At 38.9% G+C, this 21,626-nt stretch carries 14 protein-coding genes, 1 tRNA gene and 2 pseudogenes; 4 read left to right on the forward strand and 13 right to left on the reverse strand.

Translation table 11 applies throughout. The features are described 5' to 3' along the window. The first annotated feature begins 140 nt into the window (after positions 1-140). A complete protein-coding gene (locus FC51_RS09660; protein ID WP_057911274.1) occupies positions 141-1,418 on the forward strand; it encodes a type II restriction enzyme in 1,278 nt (425 codons plus the stop codon). A gap of 768 nt (positions 1,419-2,186) precedes the next feature. Here the strand turns inward: FC51_RS09660 and FC51_RS12135 are convergent. Both FC51_RS12135 and FC51_RS12700 read right to left on the reverse strand, forming a co-directional pair. After that, positions 2,187-3,146, reverse strand: a pseudogene (locus FC51_RS12135) (ISL3 family transposase); the annotation flags it as partial. A 654-nt stretch (positions 3,147-3,800) separates the two neighbouring features. Beyond that, positions 3,801-4,819 (reverse strand): annotated as a pseudogene (locus FC51_RS12700) (GntT/GntP/DsdX family permease). Positions 4,820-4,830: 11 nt separating this feature from the next. On the opposite strand from FC51_RS12700, the gene FC51_RS09685 reads away from it, so the two are divergent. Beyond that, positions 4,831-4,905, forward strand: a tRNA-His gene (locus FC51_RS09685). Between the two features lie 274 nt (positions 4,906-5,179). On the opposite strand, the gene hisS is transcribed toward FC51_RS09685, so the two are convergent. From hisS to hdcC, 4 genes are all read right to left on the reverse strand, one after another. Continuing rightward, on the reverse strand, positions 5,180-6,466 hold the full coding sequence (gene hisS, locus FC51_RS09690; protein WP_057911279.1) for a histidine--tRNA ligase: 1,287 nt from the start codon (positions 6,464-6,466) through the stop codon (positions 5,180-5,182). 369 nt (positions 6,467-6,835) lie between these two features. After that, positions 6,836-7,360, reverse strand: a complete 525-nt coding sequence (hdcB, locus tag FC51_RS09695) for a histidine decarboxylase maturation protein HdcB (protein ID WP_057911280.1) — start codon at positions 7,358-7,360, stop codon at positions 6,836-6,838. A 47-nt stretch (positions 7,361-7,407) separates the two neighbouring features. Further along, entirely contained in the window at positions 7,408-8,358 is a 951-nt protein-coding gene (gene hdcA, locus FC51_RS09700; protein ID WP_057911281.1) for a histidine decarboxylase, pyruvoyl type, read from the reverse strand. A 296-nt stretch (positions 8,359-8,654) separates the two neighbouring features. Next, complete coding sequence (hdcC, locus tag FC51_RS09705) at positions 8,655-10,121, reverse strand: histidine-histamine antiporter (protein WP_057911282.1); 1,467 nt, start codon at positions 10,119-10,121, stop codon at positions 8,655-8,657. A 593-nt stretch (positions 10,122-10,714) separates the two neighbouring features. Between hdcC and FC51_RS09710 the strand changes: the two genes are divergently transcribed. Then, the gene (locus tag FC51_RS09710) at positions 10,715-11,896 is read left to right on the forward strand and encodes an MFS transporter (RefSeq protein ID WP_057911283.1); all 1,182 of its coding nucleotides are present in this window, start codon (positions 10,715-10,717) and stop codon (positions 11,894-11,896) included. Here FC51_RS09710 and FC51_RS09715 read toward each other — a convergent pair. The 7 genes from FC51_RS09715 to FC51_RS09750 all read right to left on the reverse strand — a co-directional run bounded on the left by FC51_RS09715 (position 11,893) and on the right by FC51_RS09750 (position 20,971). After that, positions 11,893-13,014 carry an amidohydrolase gene (locus FC51_RS09715; RefSeq protein ID WP_057911284.1) on the reverse strand — a complete coding sequence of 374 codons (1,122 nt, stop codon included), beginning with the start codon at positions 13,012-13,014 and terminating at the stop codon, positions 11,893-11,895. The genes FC51_RS09710 and FC51_RS09715 overlap by 4 nt on opposite strands. A 14-nt stretch (positions 13,015-13,028) precedes the next feature. Next, positions 13,029-14,663 (reverse strand): peptide ABC transporter substrate-binding protein, encoded by a 1,635-nt coding sequence (locus tag FC51_RS09720; RefSeq protein ID WP_057911285.1) that lies wholly within the window; start codon positions 14,661-14,663, stop codon positions 13,029-13,031. A 405-nt stretch (positions 14,664-15,068) separates the two neighbouring features. After that, positions 15,069-15,320: a hypothetical protein gene (locus tag FC51_RS09725; protein WP_057911286.1), complete on the reverse strand. Its 252-nt coding sequence runs from the start codon at positions 15,318-15,320 to the stop codon at positions 15,069-15,071. A 58-nt stretch (positions 15,321-15,378) separates the two neighbouring features. Next, entirely contained in the window at positions 15,379-15,699 is a 321-nt protein-coding gene (locus FC51_RS09730; RefSeq protein ID WP_057911287.1) for a hypothetical protein, read from the reverse strand. Between the two features lie 668 nt (positions 15,700-16,367). Beyond that, positions 16,368-17,351, reverse strand: a complete 984-nt coding sequence (locus FC51_RS09740; protein ID WP_057911289.1) for a 2-keto-3-deoxygluconate permease — start codon at positions 17,349-17,351, stop codon at positions 16,368-16,370. Positions 17,352-17,366: 15 nt separating this feature from the next. Beyond that, positions 17,367-18,122, reverse strand: coding sequence for an SDR family NAD(P)-dependent oxidoreductase (locus FC51_RS09745; protein ID WP_057911290.1), 756 nt, complete (start codon positions 18,120-18,122; stop codon positions 17,367-17,369). A 254-nt stretch (positions 18,123-18,376) separates the two neighbouring features. Continuing rightward, positions 18,377-20,971 carry a bacterial Ig-like domain-containing protein gene (locus FC51_RS09750; protein ID WP_057911291.1) on the reverse strand — a complete coding sequence of 865 codons (2,595 nt, stop codon included), beginning with the start codon at positions 20,969-20,971 and terminating at the stop codon, positions 18,377-18,379. Between the two features lie 314 nt (positions 20,972-21,285). Here FC51_RS09750 and FC51_RS09755 point away from each other — a divergent pair. Continuing rightward, positions 21,286-21,626: type IIL restriction-modification enzyme MmeI (locus tag FC51_RS09755; protein ID WP_338092705.1), on the forward strand; the 341-nt coding region annotated here is incomplete at its 3' end.

The following is a 21,626-nucleotide window of genomic DNA, read 5'->3' on the forward strand; positions in this document are numbered from 1 at the left end:
ATATGCGTCAAGTACGCAAATTGTCAAAGCAAAAAGAAACATCAATTCAAACGGTTGAGGCCGAGGAAAAGTTGACAAAGTATTAATTATGAACTATAGGCTAGATGAAACTCGCCTGGCTAAAAATAAGAGGTAGTACATTGAGCAAAACAGAAGTTGCTTGGGAAAAGTTATTTGAAAAGTACAAAATCATGGAGCATGTGGATAACACCGAAGTTTTCAAAATAAGTGCACAACAAATTAGAGAATTTCGAGAACCGAGATTGATGACGAAGTTTGACTGGAGTGCAAGTCGGCCTAAGATATTTTCAGATGCGAAGCTATCAATATTGCCTGACACAAGAGGCAGTTATGTTATAGGAAGATTTAAGGCCTATCAAAAGTTGGCACTAGCTAATGAAAGCCCAAAAGTTGAGTACTTACCACAGTGGGTTAGGTCTTTCGATAACTTTGAAATCACGTCTGAGAGCGTTGCATTAAACGTGGCGCAAATGTCAGGTATGATAGACCAGGTACTAGAACGTGAACAAGGTGAACCACAAGCCGTTAGTACCCTGACTGGTCGATTAAAAAGCGGTAATATTTCTTACAAAATTCAAGACATATCTGGTAATTATCATAATTTTGCTGTCGACAATAGTCAGGTAGAAATTGATGCTGGGTTTGAAGACGTGAATAATTTAGTAGTGATTGAAGCAAAAAATAGAATCCCAATAGATTTTATAATTCGCCAACTTTATTATCCATATCGGTTGTACCGCAATCTACAAACCGGAAAAAAGGTAGTGCCCATTTATTTTACCTATGCAGATCAAGTATTCACCTTCTATGTTTATGATTTTATAGATCCTAATAATTATTCTAGTATCCATAAAGTTAATCAGTACAGCTTTATTCTGGGAAAGAAATTAGACTTAACTTTAGATGTTGTTAAGTCTATTTCTCAGCAAAGTAAAATGATATCCGAACTTCCGAACGTACCTTATCCACAAGCAAACAGTATTCCCAGAATAATAGATTCAATTCATTATTTAAGAGAATCTAAAAATGCAGCAGAATTGGCTCACTCGTATGGATACGCACCAAGACAAGGTAGATACTATGGGAACGCCTTACGGTTCCTTAATATGGCTAGAGAAGAAAAGGGGAAGTTTTATTTGACAACCATTGGTAAGAAAGTTGAGGCTTTGCCCAATAGCAATGAGCGCAATAAGATTATTATTGAACAAATGTTGAACCACAAAACTATTAAGCTCATTTTAGACCATACCCTTAGAAATAACGGTAATCCTGATCACTCATATAATGAATATATCATTAAAGAAAATATCTCAAGTATTAATTCAGATGAAACCATTCATAGAAGAACTGAAACAATCGAGTCTTGGATAAACTGGATACTAACTGTAATAGAATAAGGAATACCAAGAATGCGTCAAAATAACTGAATATACTCTAGCTCATGATCGCGATTGCAATGAAATCGCAACGAAGTTTCAGGTGTCTTACCAGCAAGTTCGGTCATAGTTCTGAGAGTCGATCAAGGCGGCTTTCCTGCCCTTAAGGACCGACGTGGGGCACCATAGCACCGCCAGAGCTGGACGCGAGGTTGCAAAAGCTTGAGGTAGGCCGACTCCTGGCTGAGCTCAGCGATAAGGAAGCAATTGAGGCCTTCGCAAAAAATTACTCGCCCTGAAACGGAAAACGTAGAAGGGTGTCAAATTAAACTCAATGCCTATCAATTAATTAAACCGATTTCAAAAAATACGGTTTTCGTAAGGTAATCCTTTTTCGAAGATAATACACATCTCACGACAGGCATATCGGAGTGGTTAAAGTGTTCTGCTAATGATTGAGATACCTTTAATCACATTTTATAAGGGAAAATTAAAGCTTAAGATACCGAGAATCGTCGCACCTTTGGGAGCCACCAGTTAGCCTTTAATCTGAATCTTGATCCTGAAGTGACTGAACATGTTAGACGGCATTGGGTAACTAGATTGAGGCGAAATCTAGGATTGAGTGTTACGTCCGCAGGAAGAAACATAATCGAATGAAACAATCAGAGCAGCATACCAAGGATAATGGTCTCAACCAAGAATTCGATCAAGCCGGGGCTGTGACATGAGTCCCAAAAAATGGTTCTTCGTCAACTGTTGTTGGTGAACATAATATTAGAGTTCTAATCACTTGGTGATTAGGGCTCTTTTTTTGTGAATTCGAAAAGCAAACAGCACTCTTAGCCGGAATCTGAAGAAGTTTCGGTAGCCAAATCCAGTGCGCTTAATGACTTTAATCTTGTTGTTTGAGCCTTCTAAGGGCCCGTTGGTATAGTGGTGAGTGAAAGTGTTGCCAATTTCATCATGGTGAGCCGCTAAGGTTTGGAGAACCGCCAACATTTCCTCCGAGCAGCCCTACAGGTGGTGAAATGCTTGATTATAGTTGGGCCAGTCTCGGGTTTTGATATTTTCACGTAACTGATTCATCACATCGTAGGTTTGCTTGAGCTCGGGATCAATGCCCAATAGGGCATCAACCACATCAGTGGCAGTTGCTGGATAAGGGAAGTTCGTCCACTTACGGAAGGCCTCGTAGTTGAGGTGATTTGCCGGAGTTAATAATAACTTCCAATAGCGTTTCAAGGCGTGATACTCGCGTGATGAAGTGGCCAGGGCTTTCATGAGGCGCACTCGCGTCTTGTTAAAAGCCCGGTTTAAAGCGTTAACCAGGTGGAAGGGATCAATGACAACGATGGCGTTCGGGAAGATCTGCCCAACCAATTTGGGGTAGGTATAATTCATATCAGTCACAATTATTTTCACATTTTCTCGTGCTGCTTGGTCATAATGCTGAAAATACTTTTGAAGCTGATAGATGGTTCTAAAGGGCAATAGGTCAATCAATTCGTGGGTTTCCGCGTCCATAAATTCAAAGCTCATCGCGTCGGTGGCGCTCTTAGTGCTTTTAACTTCGTCCATGAGGAGAACTTTGGGTAAATAGTGCCAGTTGGTTTGAAAGTCCCGTTCAGCGCGTAAGAGCTGCCGACCAACGAATGAATCCGAAGTGGATAACTCATCGGCAATGTGTTTGAGAGAAACCGGTTCGGTCAGTTTTTCTAAGCATTGTTTTCGGGTCGTATTTGAAATTGGGACTTATGTCACGGCCCCGATTTCACTCAACTGGCCTACAGCCCGGTGAATATACTGTTAAGCTGTCAGGTGTTTTAGACGTTTATAGCGGTTATTTGGTTGTCCATCACCTTAGTATACCAATCGAAACGTTTCAAAAAGCATTAAAGCTGCTAGCAACCCCAGTCTGTTAATCCACACTGCCGGGAATTAGCTTATGTTTCTGGCAACTTTAATGACTTTATATCTCAGCATAATGTCAGGCACAGCATGTCGCGGCCTGGAAATTCAATGATAGAACGATACTGGAATGAGTTTAAAGTGTACTGGATCAGGACACATCCATAAACGACCAACAACATACCGGGAATTGGAGAGATTAATCGAATCAGGAATCAATTATTTCAATTCAGAACGACGTTCAGCAAAAATAAATGGCCTTAACCGGGAAGAATACCGGAATAAAGCCATTTCTAATCAAGTAACTGCTTAGTTGATTTTATATTATTTTAAACGTCAACTTGACAGGCCACAGTACATTTTGCGTTAACTGGGATTTTTGTCCCAGCCACATAAGCTGATATCAACCTCAGTTGGCGAAGAGCCTTCTTAAATATGTCCAATTATTTACTGCTTTACGTTACCAACCCCAAAAAGTCTGCATTCTTATTTTTATAATATGAAATCTAATCCTAAAACAACTAGTAAACTAACAAATGAATTGACGAATTCTAAAGTTCCCCACGTCTTCAAAGTATCCTTAATTGAGATACCAAAAGATTGTTGGAACAATAGGAAGCTACCATCATACATTAAGGCCATTGTGTTACTGCCAACAGCACAAGCGAGAACCATTAGTACTGGATTTACATTGAAGACGGCAATCATTGCGGCAACTGCCCCCCTGCCCTGTAAGAAGCCTAATGAGTACCGTGATGATCCAAGCAAGTATCAATGGGGACACTGGAAGCTTTCCGACAAATCCAACTATTGTATCACACCACCAGCAGCAATTACCAAAAGCACGTTCGAGATGCCCTCGATTGCGCTCGTTAATTGGTGGGTAATCTGTGTCCCTGTTTGATGCATTCGATACCCAAATACCCACATAGCAACCAAAACTGCAATTAGCATACTGATCTCTGCACTCCTGATAAATTCTGCAAGTTTATAAGAGAATGAACTTGCGGGAACTAAAAGCTTTGCCAATGAGGCTGCAATCATCAAGATGGCTGGGAGTAATGGTACAACAATACTAATTCAAACCTTGGCAATTCGTTTGCAAGTTTTTTGGGTGCCGGTTTCATAACATTTCCCAATGGCATTTTATCCAGCCCAGGGATAAATCTTCTTATCAAAACGCCGAAGCAGATAATCGTTGGAACAATAAATCCGAAAATGTAGACTTGAGATATATCCGCGTGGAATGCGGTAACAAGTGCCATCGGACTCGGTTGCGGTGAGAAAATACTATGTCCCATGGTGGCACCAACGATAGTTGGAATGATTAGTCGCATGTAAGGAACTTTAGCTTCCTTCGCGATACTAATAACAACTGGAGCGGCAATCAAAAATGCAACTTCATAGAAGATAGCCATTCCGAATATGGTCCCAACAATTAGGAGCATAGCATTGACTATAATAAACATCTTGCAATAATCCCCATTACTGATAGAATTAAAGTGTACCATATAATATGTTGGCGATATTGGTGAAGCTTGGTTAACACAGCGGTTTGTGGATCCGTCACGCGCGGGTTCGAATCCCGCATATCGCCCTAACGAAAACTTTAGCGGAGAGCTACGCTGAAGTTTTTTATTTGTCAATAGTACTGAAAAAGGGAACCAAACAAAAATGTCGATACCAGTCTATCACCATTAGATCTTTATGATGATAAGAACCAGTCGCATATTTGTTTGATCCCCATAATTATGTCAGAGTTTTTCTTGTTTGTATCAGTGTATATAGATTTCTAGTTATCTAATTACAATGTTGACCGTAGCATTGTAATTATCGTAGATAAGCACTGATTTTTCCCAGGTTTGAATAGGTTAGCTAATGAACTTCTTTGGATCATCTTCGAATTCCTTAACACTGACCGTTTGCGTTTTATCGGAGTCTACTTTTGATAATTCAAAGGATCCTTCATCAACTTCTTTTTTGCCAATAACAGCATAGTACCGGGCCTTTCTTCTTATCGCCTCCTTTATTTGTGATCCAACTTTAATGTCTTGGTAATTCTTATCAGCCTCAACACCATTTTTTCGAATCTTATCCAACACTTCGAATGCTAGTTCGTCACCTGCATTGTCCGCAGATGCAAAGTATACATCTGGACCATATTTAGGTGCAAAGTCTGGATTTTCCTTGTTTACGAGTAGTAATAGACGTTCTACACCTATCCCATAACCAATTCCACCTTCATCAGGACCACCTAGTTGAGAAATCAGTCCATTGTAACGACCACCGCCGCAGACAGTTACATAGCCGCCACCGAAGACATCTGAATCAGACATAATTTCAAAAATTGTTTGAGTATAGTAGTCAAGCCCTCGAACCATATCTGAGTCGATTTCATATTGGATATTCAGCTTATCGAGTAATCTCTTAACTTCTGCAAAGTATTTAGCAGAATAATCGCTTAATGAATCCAAAATTGATGGTGCATTTGCAACGATCTTTTTATCTTGTTCATCTTTACTATCGAGTACACGAAGTGGATTCTTATACATACGTTCCTTAGAATCATCACTTAGTTGATTATAAAATGGTTTCAAATAATCAATTAGTGCTTTGTGGTATGCGTCCCTTGTTTCTTTGTCACCGAGAGTATTGATTGTTAACTTTAAGTCGTTGATGCCGAGACGTTTAAAAAATTCAAGTGCTTCTGAGATAACCTCAACATCGATTTGTGGTGATTCACTATTTAGAGCTTCACATCCGATTTGGGTGAATTGTCTTTGACGCCCAGATTGAGGTCTTTCATAACGGAACATTGGTCCCATGTAGTAAACTTTATATGGCTTAGGATATTCAGGACCAAATAACTTGTTCTCGACGTAAGCACGAACAGTTCCTGCAGTTCCTTCAGGTCGTAATGCCAATCGACGGCCGCCTTTATCATCAAAGTCGTACATTTGTTTCTCAACAATATCTGAAGTATCCCCAACATTACGGGCAAATACATTGTAATTTTCGAAGATTGGTGTACGGATTCCACGATATCCAAATTGATTAAAAGTATCTCTCGCGATTTTTTCTACTTTTTGCCATACTTCAATTTCTCCAGGCAAAATATCCACTGTTCCTTTTGGTCTTTGATAATCTACATCTGTCATAAACAATCTCTCCCTTTCTATAATAAAAGACGCCCTCTAGAGTTATTCACTCTAGAGGGCGTCTATCGCTGTTCCACCTCTGCTTCACAATATCCTCACGAATATTGCCTCATTAGGTTTAATCAAATTGAATAAACCTAAAAGTTATAACGCACTTGGCGGAACTCGCTACTTTAAATTTCACAAGTTCTAGTTCATAGATGTGATTTACATCGTTAACCAACTCTCATCAAGTGTTGGATCTCTGTTATATTACAACGATGTTCTTTTATCTACTCAAGACTAATTAACTATATGATACCCGGTTTTATTAGAAAGTCAACATAAATATTAAATATTCATGGCATTATCGAGTAATTAAAGCAATTTTTACTTGCCAGCCTTTGGTAAGACTGGGTTGGCATCATCATATTGATAATGACTGATGTGACCATCTTGCATCCACTTTCGGAGTTTATCAACCTCTTCTGCGTGATCAGGATCTAAAAGCTGAGGGAACTCGCCACGTACGGTATGGTCATAACCAGCAACGTTAATATCCCTAGGCTTCGTGTCTTGAACAAAATCAAACGCACGACCAGCAAGTATATTTTTAGGATTCCACATAGTTCCATCCTTAAACTCTAAACAAATTGAACCATGTGGGACACCCTTTTTAAAATGAGCACTTTTTACAGCGTCCTTTTTCATAGCAGAAATTCCATGTGAAGTAAGGAGATAAACATTCTTCATAGAAGTTAGATAAACCTCACTTCCATCTGACATTTTATTGAGAATGACCTGGCTAATTTTATCTGGAATATCTGCTATATATTTACTGATAAAGCTTGGCATAAATTTGTCAGGAATGACAGACTCAATGGTATTATTGTTAGCAACACTCACGTTAATCATAGTTATCTCCCTAGTTTGTTAAGTTTGTAAATATTAGTCGTACCTGATTAGTACTTAATATTCCCATCCTTAGTTAGGGATTGATAACCCATCTTGTCCAGCCATTCTGGCATAGTTAAGTTTTGCATAATGTCCATATCAGTATCTGGGGTCAAAATTGATCCACCAGGGATTGAATCAACAGGCATTGCAATATAAGGTGCAACAGTAATGGCATTTCCAACTTGTCCAGGCTTCATCATTGCATGTGCAAATCCGATCCATGAACTAGTAAATACGGCACCACCATTTTCACCGGCGGTATTTTCACCACAGGCTGCAATTGACTTAGCCATAGCATTACGACGGCCCTTAAGATATTCAATAAGTTCGTCTTCGTTTGGAGTTTCCCAAACACCGGCATCTTCAACGTACATACTTGAATACTTAGTTGGATCCTTAGCAAATGAAATTGCAATAGCAGACCATACACCATAGCCTTGGCCTGGCTTCATGTCTTCATCATTCTTTGGACGTTCTGCAGTGACACCTTTGTTAGCACAGCATACAAAAGCACCAGGAGCTGGATAATGACGCATATCGTCTTTGGTACCAAAGTATTCAACCAATGTATCTTGCAGAGGCTTTGCGTCGTAAATTGGTAACTCGCTACCGTCCCATTGCTTTTCAGTAAATAAAGGCTTAGCCTTATCAACTTCTGGGTTACGAAGAATGTCATATCCAAGAACTGTTCCTCCTACACCAGAGAAACTTGATGCGGTAGTCATGTTAATTTGTCCAATATAGGCATTTTTAGTTTCCGCACGGTCATACGAAACAATACCATCAAGGATCATATCATCAGTTTTATCAACAACACCTGCATCGACTTTTAGTCCGGAGACGTATCCGTTACCAATATTACCTGGTTCCATATAGCCTCTGGACCACTTCTTGTATGGACTCACTGAGATACGGTCAACCCCAAGTGTGTTCAACTTCTTATCAAACTCTGACATAATTGTTACCTCCATTTAAAATAAAGAAATTTAAAACCACAAGAAAGCGCTTCATTGCTGTTTACACGTTAATGTTACCACTTGTTCATTTTTTTACAAGTCCCTAGAGAAAATTGGCAAAATTATAATGGAATATTAACGTAAATCTAATTTAATATGGACATGAATGCCCGTCACATAGGCGATTACATTTCGTTATTGTAAAAAGAAGAGGCAACAAAGATCGTGAAATCTTTATTGCCTCTTCCAAAAAGGAATACACAAAGTATGAAATAATTTTCAAATGAATAATGAAACTAAGATGCTATTAAAGCGTACACGCCGTAAATTGCAACCGCAACGATAATTACAGCGAACACAGCTTCTCCCTTTGTAAACATGACTTTTTTGTATTGTTTACGAGCCCAGATATAGAAAGGAATTCCAAGTGCATAAGCAATAAATGCAATAGCAGTATATCTAATTCCGGCTGAAATACCCATAATCAATGTATATGCAAATGCTAACAATGCAATGATAAGGGCCTTCCGTGGAGAATGCTTGGCGGCAGAATCAAATTCGCCCTTTTTACGGCTAATTTTGATCAGGTACATTTCTGAGATCAAATATGGCGGAACTGTCATTGTTCCAACAACAGTTAATAACATTTGATATGCGTTTAAATCAAAATGAGCAATTATAATAATTACCTGGATTACTAACGTTGCCATGATAACAGAAAAGTCAGGAACATTCCGCTTGGAAACGTGTGCGAATGCTCGTGGGAACGCACCATCTTCAGAAGCAGCATGCTGTGGTAATTCTGCAAGCATTTGAATCCAAGAGATCCAGCTTGAGAATACAGCAAACAACAGTGCAACAGTAATAACATCACGTCCAATAGTACTATGCCATAAATCTGTTAAAATATATGCAGTTGAAGGTGAAGTTAAATGAGCTAGCTGTCCATATGAGTAAACACCCAATGAAAGCATGCCGACTAATGTGTACATAATAATACAGATAATGAATCCGGTAATAGTTGCCTTTGGCACTTGTCGAGGATTTCGAGCTTTTCCTGACATAACAACAGCACCTTCGACACCACCAAACAGCCAGAGTGTAACCATCATAGTTGACATCAACTGGTGCATAACGCTACCCATAGGCTTGTCACCGCGTGAAGGGATTGATTGAGTGGCATTGGCGTTGGTTGTAAATGTATTTAAATTGAAATGTGCAATCACTGTAACAAGGAATACAACAACAACGGCAAGCATAATAGCAGTAGCAAACTTCTGAACAGAGCTTGAGACTTCAACCCCACGCAGAACAAGGGCGGTTAATGCCCATGTGATAATTGACGCACCAATAACTGATGGCCAATTGTTCCCTCCTGTAAAAGTACCAGGGAAGAAGTAATCCAAAGTACTCATGGTGAGAACAGCATAGGCCGCATTAGCAGCACATTCACAAACAAAGTAGCCCCATGCGGTAAAGAATCCGGTGAATGGACCAAATCCAACCTCGCCGTATTTATACAGTCCGGCTTGAAGATCTGGCTTCACATCACTTAAAATAACAAATGTTTCAGCAATAAACCAAATTCCAATCGCCGTGGTAATCCAAGCAAGCATCTGGGCGGTCACACCAGCAACTTGCGACATATTCTTTGGTAAGTCAAAAACACCCGAACCTACCATAGCGCTAACACAAAGAGCCACAAGGCCAACAAAACCCATTTTGCCGGCTTCAGCCTTTTTAGCGCGTTCAGCGTCGTCCATAGATCAGACTTCCTTCCTATTCAATTTTCCTGGGGAAAATTTAAAAATTTAAAAATGTAAACAGAACAATAGCAAGCGCTTTCCCCGAAAATAATTATTGCACTAAAATGCACAAATTACAATATGTATTGTGAAAAAGGATACTTATTCATTGCATTTGTTGTTTACCTGTAAAATAACCAAATATTATAAGGTTTAAGCAATATCTAATCACAATATTTTTCTGTCAGTTTCTATAATTTTCACATAGAAACATAATTTAATAAAAAGGCACCTTAGAAACAATTGTTTTCTAAAGTGCTCTCTTATTAAATTGCATGCGTGCAATTATCGAGAAAGGATATTTTAATTCCTGACGACATGTTCATTCTATCACATCACTGTCAACGTGGCTGGTCATTATTACCAAGTTAGTTAACTTTCATTATTAAATCAATAGATATCGGTCTACAAATTTCCGATTTTATTCTATAATAAACTTAATAAATCATTTTTCTTGCCGGGAGCGCGTACGCGGGGCCCTATTAGGGTTGCTGAGATTATACCCAATTACAATAATTACTGTTCTCGAACAGAAAGTATGAGGAATTTTCATGAAACGAAAACACATAAATTTTTATTCACTCGTTGTCTATTCAATTTTACTTAACGCAGGGGCCTCTTTTATGTGGCCACTTATTACCGTATATATGCATAATTATTTGCACAAGTCTTTGACGCTGGCCGGATTTGTCATGCTTGCAATGTCAATTTCAATGATCATTGGTAATTATCTTGGAGGCAAACTATTTGATGGCTGGGAACCATTTAAAACCGCTATTTTGGGTTCCTCGATTTCTTTGATTTCCGTTTTCTTATTAATCTTTTTTAACGGGTGGCCAATTTTTTCTGTTTTGTTGGTTCTCGTAGCTTTTGGTGACGGTATTTGCATGACGATTCTAAATTCTTATGCTGCCAGCTCTTCATCTCGTTCATCAAGAACTATTTTTAATCTACTTTATATTGGTGTAAATTTAGGAATTGTTATTGGAACATTGCTGGTTGGCTTTCTTCTAGGGTTTGGAGTTTCAATTGTTTACTCTGCCGCCACAATATTTTATTTAATTTTATTGGCCATAACTCTTCTTTATCTAAATGTGGACATAAGACAAATCAGACAGCCAAAACAAAAAGGCGGTGTTCATAAAGAACCCGTCTCACATATAAAACTAATTACCGGAATCTGTTTTGTTGTTCTTACTGTTTATTCTGCATACGCATTATGGGAAAGCGTAATCTCCGTTCGAATGACTAGCTTGAATATTTCATTCGAAAAGTACAGTTTACTTTGGACCATTAATGGTTTTATGATTGTTCTTTTTCAGCCTCTTGTTAATAGACTGGGCGTATATATTCGGATGAGCTTGCAAATATACATTGGTGTCTCAATCTTTGCAGTGTCATTTATATTTCTCATTTTTGCACGAACCTACGAAGCCTTTTTGATCGCAATGATTATCACTACATTTGGAGACATGATTGCCTTCCCCGGTTTGCCTGCTTGGATTGATACAATTGTTTCACCCCAAGCAAGAGGATATTATCAAGGTATCTATAATGTATTCATGTCCCTAGGAAGAGCGGTCGGTCCTGTCATGGGTGGGGTCATTATAGATGTGGTATCTTATGAGTCTCTTTTCCTAACTTCAGGGTTTTTGATTATCATCTCTTTAATTGTCCTGATCATGATTGGTATTCATAATCGTTCAGCAAAAAGGATACCTAAAACCGATTAATCAAACTCGCTCGGGGTATTTTTGACTGCAGCGATCATTATTTTAGCCCCGTCAATCATAGATGACTTCTCAAAAGTCATGTTTGGAATATGCAACCCTGGATTCAAATTACATCCTAATCCAAGCATCGTCGATTCTTTGGCCAGCCCATCATATGCATAAAAGTGAAAGTCATCTCCCCCTTGATTGGGCTTTGGTTCAACAACACCTTCTGCTCCCAAAATATCTATAATAGACTGTTCCATAACTGTATTTGCTTTCACGCTTGGAATGGCTGCTGGTGAAAGATCGTTTCCATCAATACTTATTTTTATATCCCCCTCTTGAGCACTATCGATTGCATCAAAGATTTCTTTTTCCAAGATATCCATCAATTCATTTGTCTGGGTACGAAAATCAATGGCAAACGTCCCGTAGTCAGGGACAATATTAGATGATTCACCAGCATGCACCATTGTTGTCGTCACAGAATATGGCAGATTGGTATTCAACTTTATCCTGCGAAGTTTTTCATTTAAATTAGTAAATGCATCAATCACATTGGCACCAAGTTGCGGAGTCCCAGCATGGGCAGCTTTTCCACGGATAGTTAACCATAAAGTTCGTGTTGCAGCCGCTGGTAGCATTGGCATCGCTTGTTTTGCTCTAACTTCGCTCTCGGGGGTGACATGCAGACCATATAGAACATCTAGATGTGGCAATTTACCGCTTTTAATAACCTTCTCTGCACCTGTAACAGTTTCCTCAGCAGGCTGGAATATTACTTTCAAAGTTCCTTTTAGTTTATCTGGATTGTTCACGAAGTACTGAACTAGTGCCAAGACAATTGACATGTGAGCGTCATGCCCGCATGAGTGAAATACACTAGTTTTCCCTTTATAGGTTTGTTTTAAAGCATCTATATCGCTCCGAACACCGATAACTGGTGATCCGCTTCCTAAAGTAACAATCATTCCGGTCATATTTTCAAATAATTCAAAAGAGGCACCCATTTCGGATAACCGTTTTGCAAGATACTTTGTCGTTTCAACCTCTTGAAATGCAGTTTCACCGTGTTCGTGTAAATAATTCCAGTCTTTATAGATATCTGATGAATTAACAATTATATTTGGTTTCATTAGTTGTACCCCTTTCACTTGTTGGTCATGTAAGCATTCTTTAGTGTGATTCCTTGGGCGGCAGCGTAAGCCACTCCCTTCAATTTTGGATTGTTTAGTCTAACAGTTTGTCCTTGATTAATGTCAATTACAGCCTGGTCTTTGGAGGCAATTTCTTCTGCTTTAAGGAAGTCGTTATATCGCTTCTGCGGATTCATTGAGTCTTTCCCGTTAGCTTGAGCATAGTAATAATCAAATCTTGAATTACTATAATTCCCTGCATTGTTTGCATTTCCGGTGTCTAATAGCTGGAAAAATTCTGAAAGATCAGGGAAAGAAGCGATCCAGTTTGAAAATCCCAGATCATACCCTTTCTTACTTTGCATTGTAGTGATAGCCTGAACTTTCGGTTGAACATTGATGTTAATAGACAACCCTTTTAAATATTTCTGAGCAGAAGATTGCACGTATTCTGCGGTGTTCCTGAACGAGTCAACATCATAACAAACCAATTTTAATGAAAGTTTCTTGGCTTTTAACTGGGACATTCCTTTTTTCCAGTATTTTTGTGCTAGTTTGGGATTAAATTCTGTACTTTGTTTTACAGTATTTTCTTCTGCAAAGTCTTTTCCATTAGATGGATTTTTTGCAATATCAGATGGGGCGATGCCGGTTGGTACCTTGGCACCGTTTTTTAGAACATTATTAACAAGGGATTTGCGGTTGATTGTCAATGAAATTGCCTTTCGAATGTTAATGTTACGCAATGCTTTATTTCGAAAATTATAAGCAATATAATCGATTTCACCACTCGGGTAACTTAAATATCCTTTGTTATTCTTTTCTTGCGATGCTTGTTGTCCTGCTAACGTAATATTATCAAGTTTCCCAGATGTGTAGAGCGACAAAGCAGTTTGTGGATTTTTGGTAACTACAAATTTAACCTTATTTAACTTCACTTTATTCTTGTCCCAGTAGTTTGGATTCTTTTTAAGCGTCCAGGTTTCTGTAGATGGTGACCATCCTTGTACTACAAACGGGCCGTCGTAAACCATTCGAGTTGAAGAGGTTCCGTAAGCTTTTCCATACTTTTCCACTGTTTTTTTGTTCTGCGGTAAAAAGGGAACACCTGCGCATAAATATTTAAAGTATGGTGTTGCCCTGCTCAAATTGACCTGTAAAGTAGTTTTGTTGATGGCCTTGATCCCTAACTTTGAAGGTGACATCTTGCCCTTCTCAATTTGAGATGCGTTTTTGATTACTAAATACATGTAAGCAACTGGAGACTTCGTACTTGGTGCAACAGTCCTTCTCCATGCATAGACAAAATCCTGAGCAGTTAGCGGATCTCCATTACTCCATTTCAAGCCTGGCCGTAACTTAAAAGTGTATGTTTTCCCATTGTTAGATGGATTAACAATATCTTTGGCTATTCCGGGTTCAACCTCCGTGCTGCTTTTCATTCGATACAATCCTTCTTGGGAATTATTAACTGTTTCCAATGCGCCAACATCTGTAATTAGTGACGGGTCCAGTGCAGAAATATCTGCTTGTTCCATTACCCGCGCTTCTTTACTGTCGCTACTCGATTTATTACCATTGCCTGAACACCCTGTTAACACCAAGCTGACTAATAAAATTGGTAACGACATCCATAATTTTTTTTTCATATTCAACACCCCTATTTTTTGAACACTCATATTTTAAAAAGCAAAAAACCTCCCAAAGCAATATGCTTTGAGAGGGCGAATTAATCACTGTTCCACCTCTGATTTACAGCAATCTCACGATTACTGCCTCAGTAAGTTAAATAACTTTATCATAATAACGGTATGAGAACCGTGCAAATCTAATTAATGGCAAAACCATTGTTCAACCTGCCTGCGATCAGCTGTGTTTCGTTTCTCTGTTCATCCTTTCAGCTTAAAGATGATCTCTGTTTATTAGAAACTACTTAGACTAATCCTTGCTTTTTAATGTAAGTTTAATCTAATCTATGTTTGCTCGTTTGTCAAGTGTTAGTTAAAGAAATTTGAATCAACCTATTCCGTCCAACTATTATGCCTAGGTCGATCTTAGTAAAGAACAAAATATAGGCCCTCATGTTTCCCAGCAAAAACAATATTTTTAAAAACTTGTGATGTAGTACTTGCAGCAAGGATGGCTATTGCCCCTTTTACTTGCATTTCACCACCCTTGAACACCGTCAGATCATATGAATCTGCAACACGTTTTAAATCTTTTTCAAAATTTCCTGTACTTCCAATCATTGGAAAACGATCCGCTAAATCTTGAATTCCAATTTCATCAAACCGTATTTGAAGCATGCTAATACCCACTTTCCATCCTAGTATGGTGTGTTCCAATTACGTCTCAGCCACTTGGTCATTGGTGTTCAGACTTTTTATGTTCTCTACGATATAGCATCCAGCAAAAATCAGGGCTTGACAAAATATAAGTCCGTATATTTTTGGAAATAGATGGAAAGTTCTCGCCATTGCTTGCTTCAGGATCATGTCTATATGAATTTTCGGCTTGTCTAATACAGTTTCCAAGATACATGTCTAGCTGCATAACAAAATTTACAAATTCCCCTGGTTCATTACGGCTTGCCTCCAAAATCTGTCCGCTTACTTTTATGTGTCTCCGTGGATACATATCATTTCCAATTCTCTTAAATAAAATACTTACTGGGTCTGCTGCCATTTTAATCACCTCATGTAATATTAATAAAAAATAGCTATACTCGATAGTCCAGTTATAACAAACAAAAGACAAGAAATCCACTTATTGAAAGAATACATTGACACTATATCGTCACCCCAATGTTTTCTAAGTATAAACGAGTTAAACATCCATGGGAAATAATCTACAGTTAAAGCAAGTACAAGCCCAATGTAAGTTTTCGTGATCGTTATTGATAAAGGACTATAGAACAAGATTGCCACATTAAATGATATTGCAAAACCAAGATAACAAATAACTGTACTAATACTCATTGGATAACTCAATAGTTTCGTCCAGGTTAAAAATGTTGCCTCTGTTAAAAAGAAAAACACAAATGTTATTGGCCAAACGATATTCACATGTATACCTCCGCTTAATCTATTTATTTTAATTATAAACTTGATTATGACTGAATCCTATAACGAAATTAAAATACATTTACTGTTATTCCTTAAAATTTTAATTAATAAAATCAGAATTTGGTAACCAACTCACATGTATAACGCTCTAAATATCTGCAGCACAAAAGCACCTAATAATATTAGGTGCTTCCCATTGTATAAAATGTTCTCAAATAGTCGTTTGTTTATTTAACTCCAGTGTTTAGCAAAATGGTTTACATCACCATATTACACCCTTACAAGATGTTACTTATCTGAAACGGACTCTTGCTCAGTAATAGGTGTTTTCCCAAGAGCACGTGCCTTGTTCCTTTTTGCCACCCAAGCGGTTAACATTGGGGTCAAAATTGCAGTTACCACCACTGCTGCAGTGATCTGGGCAGTTGCAGTAGCTTCAATCGCTTTATATGATGCGTCTACAGCGGATAATGCTGCCGGTGTTGCCATCGCTGCACCAGCCGTACTCGAAATTGCGGCTCCTGCGACACCAGAACCACCAGTTAATTTATCTGTCCAAATAGTAAATGCTCCACCAACCAATGTAACAACTACACCAAGCAGAATTCCACTAGCACCACCAATGAATATCTGGCTAAAGTTCATTGAACATCCTAAAGCAAAACCCACGACAACAATGGATGCATTCATACCATCAGTAAGAATCTTTTTAACAGCCGGGAAGAGATTTGCTAATATCATTCCTACCAGTAATGGAAGAATGGTAGCTAATAATGTGACAATGGAGAAGGATGCCAACCCAGATGAAGCAAGGGCAATCATTGTTACGTATGGGCCGACGCTCAGAATAGTGATCCCAACCGCTCCTTCATCAACTTCATCTCCAAAATCATGAACAATACCAGCATACATCGCATTGTTTGCACCAGACATTGCTCCAATAATAGCCAGCGCACTTAACCCTAAGAAATTATCATTAAGCAATTTTCCAACGATTAGACCAAGGATAATTGAAATGGCAACCTTGGTAAGTATAATCGTTCCGCCACGTTTTGCTGCTGCTGGAGTTGATTTGAAAGAAATCGTACCACCAATAACAAATAAGAAAGCACCAACGAGCGCTCCTGAACCTGTGGCGAGTGGTGTTGTAAAGCCACCGATTTTCAACAGCCCAGGGAAAAAGCTATTAATCGTCGCTCCAATAAACATGGGAATAATAATGTTACCACCAGGAATCGAGAATCTTTTTTTCTTTTTTATTGTTTCCGTCATAATCATCGCTCCAATCTAACCGTCCATTACAACACCGCCATCGGCATCGCCAATCTCACCCGTTATAAAGCTTGCTGCATCAGATGCGAAAAATAGGATCATCTGTGCAATCTCAATAGGTTCTGCTGGCCGTCCCAATGGGATAATGCTAACAACCTTCTTGTTCTTAACCGGATCTTCCGAAAGAGATGTTGTCATTGAAGTATGTGTAAATGATGGGGCAACAGCGTTTGCGTATATACCGAATTTCCCGCCTTCTTTTGCGATCGCTTTGGTGAACCCGTTCAACCCTGCCTTAGACGAGGCATATGCAACGGTACCTAATAATCCTCCGCCAATTTTCCCGGCAACCGAAGATACATTAACGATTCGTCCACCACCATTTTCTTTGAAATGAGCCCAAATTGCCTTTACGGTATTGAAGGGCCCAGTTAAATTAATTTTAATTGTTCGATCCCATTCCTCTGGAGATAATTCATCAAATTGTTTGGCACTAATAATTCCAGCAACGTTAATTAGTCCGTCGATCTTATGAAAATCGTCAATAATTTGTGCAAATACCTTGTTTACTTCGTCACGATCGGACTGGTCCATGTGGTAATATTTATTACCTTGGCCCATTTCGTTGACAGTCTGATTACCAGCATCATCGTCAATATCTAAAAGAGCAACTCTTCCGCCGCCGTTATGTATACCCTTGACGACTTCCTTTCCAATCCCCTTTGCTCCGCCTGTTACAATAATTACTTTATCATCAAAATCATAGCGCATAATAACCAATCTCCTTTATATTGATATTAGTAAGTATTTATGAAATACTTCACAGAATGAATATATCATACTTTGTAAGCGTTTACTATATAATTTTAAAATAATATTACATTATTTCTTATTTCCTGTGAGAACTTCGCATTATGATCAGTCTTTATCATTTGAATGATGATAAAATCATCATTTTATGAACTCAAAAAAGATCCCCGGCATTTTTTGTGTCGGGGATCTTTTCACATATTAAATCTATTTGTTTAGTACTTACCTTGAATAACCAACTTCTTGTTGGCTGTGATGTAATGGCCATTGGTGAGCTTATAACGGGTAGTCAAGTTATGCTTAACGATCGCCTTTACACGCAAGTGAGTACCTTTCTTGTACGTTTTAGCTCGTTCAGTTAGGTTCTTATGCTTGTACGAGTGAACACCATTAGGACTAATGACAGTAATTGTCTTATCCCATGGGATCGACTGATAGTAGACTTTGGTAACATACTTACGGTTTGCTGTAATGTAGCCTGTTTTACCTGCTGTTTTGCTGCCATGGTTGACGTCACGAACTTTGTACCGCAAAATTCCATCACTAGAATGAGCATATCCAGTAACAACAAACATTGGACGATCTACACGCTTTTGCTTTGGATATTTGGCAATTCGCTCCGATTTCTTAAACGTGCCATTCTTATACATGTAGATCTTCTTCCCAGCATATACAACCGATCCCTTCGATGCAACATAGGTTGGTAGGTTGTTGCCATTGGTATTATTTGAGCTTGAAGACCCGCCATTGTTGCTAGTGCTGCCACCATTATTATTCGGTTGTGGTACTGGAATAGGGTTAATTGGTGTGTTTTTGGCTTGGACATATACGGAAATAGTTCTAATAATGCCGCCATAAGTGTAGGTAACTTGATAAGTGCCAGCCACGCTCGTGTTGACAAATCCAGATGCACTTATTTGACCGAAAGCAATCACATTACCAAACTTATCAGTTGCCGATGTGAAGCCTAAAGAGGGATTCCAATTATCGCCGATATTTAGGACAACATCATGAACATTGAGAGAGGTCTTATCATTAACTGCCAGGACTGAAACAATAGTTTTCGCAGTTTTACCGTTATAACTAAATGTCACTGTATGGTTTCCAGGAACTGACGTATTGAAGTTATCACCCGAAACGGTCATTCCATCGGCTTTGGCGATGTTAAAATCAGTTACTTTCGTTCCATCTGGTTTAGTGATTGAATGGAAAACTGATTGCGCAGAGAATGCATCACCATTATTGATGACTTTAGAACCGTCAACATCAATAGCCGTCAGATCTGACACTACTGGTAGAACAGTCACCTTACATGTGGCCGCCTTTCCGTTGTAGGTAAATGTTACGGTGTGGTCACCAGTTGCGGTTGTGCTGAAGTTATCACCCGATACAGTCATTCCAGCCGCCTTAGCATCATTAAAATTAGTAATCTTTGTGCCATCAGCTTTGGTAATTGATTGGAAAACTGAACTTGGGTCAAATGATGTACCGTTATTGATAGTTTTAGTTGAATCGACATCGATTGCCGTTTGGTCAACAACAGGAGGTAGCACTGTAACTGTTGTTGTAGCAGTCTTGCCGTTATACGTAAACGTTACAGTGTGGTCACCAGTATCCTTGGTGTCAAAGGTATCACCTGAAACCGTTAAACCAGCTGCTTTGGCGTCATTAAAGTTAGTAATCTTTGTACCATCAGGTTTCGTGATAGAGTTAAATACCGTACTTGGATCAAACGTTTCACCATTGTCGATGGTCTTACTTTGATCAACGTCAATAGCCGTTTGGTCAGGGACAGAAGGCCCCTGTTGCCAGACATACGTGCCACCACTAAAGTCTGCCTTTTGTGTTGCGAGCGATATGTCACCAGAATAATATTTTGGACCATTGGGATTGTGATCTGTCCCACTTCCGATATCCTGCCACTTTGGATCATCAGATGTTTTGGGACCAACGACATAACCCGGGTGGTCGGGATCTGGAATTGAAGTTCCAAACGCTGGAGCTTCGGGCAACTTTGTATCCCGAGACAGAACAGCGTTTGAGCCGAGTTTTAACTTCCATAAATTAGTATCCTGCTTAAACATATCCGTCATAGTCGTCACATTGTGCGTATCAAAGTTGGATAAATCAAGACTTGTTAAATTTGGAATATTCCGGAACATTGCAAACATATTGGTAACTTTTCGAGTATCAAACCTTGATAAATCTGGATTTTCAGGCAATGAGCTTTCTGCAAACATGGCAGACATATCTGTGACGTTTGATGTGTTAATGTAGGAAATGTCGGAATTTGTGAATCCTGATGCTGAACCAAACATTCCACTCATATTTGTCGCCAATGATGTGTCCAGATAGTGCATACCGGTTATTGTTTTTAAATCACTCAATGGACAAAATAAATTTCTTGTTGTATCTCCTCGCAATTGCAATGGGCCAGTAATATTCAAAGTTGTAATATTGTACTTTACCAGATCCCACGGGTAATATCCGACTGGAACGTTGCCGTAGTGTGGCTGTGAGTATGCCACGCCACCGTCAATAGTTAGAGTCTGAGTCCCAGCCACCGCACCATCTGTAATTTCCCAATGTGCAGTCCCAATATCGCCGCTATCCCATACTTTACTCAAACCTACTGAACTCATTTGATTTGAAATTGGCTTGATACTGGCAGGTTGTGCTCGTGTAGTTAGAGCTTTGCCAGTTGCCTGTGAAATTGTATCAGCACTAGTAGAATGCTGACTTTCAACCATAACACTTAAGGCAACCAGCGGAAGCAAGAACGCAAATCGATACCACTTACTTTTATACATAAAAATTCCCCCTCAAAATATTCACACTGGTTATTATCCAACTCCCATGCTATCAGTAATTACATCACATGACAAATTTAATAATAGCGAGGCTTTATTAACTTCCAAAACCGTTTTATTAATCCCATTTATTATTACACATATGCTATAAAATAACGGTTTTGACTTGTAAAATTATTGTGAATACTAATGTACTAACTCGATAAAATCCTTCTATATATCATCCAATATGAACAGCATTATCCGCTTCCGTGGTAACACACCAAATAATACGCTAAAATATAATTATCAATCATCTTGAGGGAGATACAGCCATGCAAGTAGCAGAGCAAAAGAAAGCAGCCAAAAATTTCAGCGAATATTGGGAAGATAAGGGGTACGAGAAAGGCCAAAGTCAGGCATTTTGGATAGCCTTGCTTTCTGATGTTCTGGGGGTTAGGGATCCAATTCAATACATAGAATTCGAAGATGAAGTTCATCTCGACAAGACCAGTTTTATTGATGGTTATATTCCTAAAACTCATGTATTAATTGAACAAAAAGGAATCAACAAGGATTTAAACAAGGGAATCCGCCAATCAGACGGTTCTTTCCTCACACCTTTTCAACAAGCTAAACGTTACTCCGCTAACTTACCATACTCAAAACGGCCTCG

Source organism: Lentilactobacillus parabuchneri DSM 5707 = NBRC 107865, from assembly GCF_001435315.1.
Classification (GTDB): Bacteria; Bacillota; Bacilli; order Lactobacillales; family Lactobacillaceae; genus Lentilactobacillus; species Lentilactobacillus parabuchneri.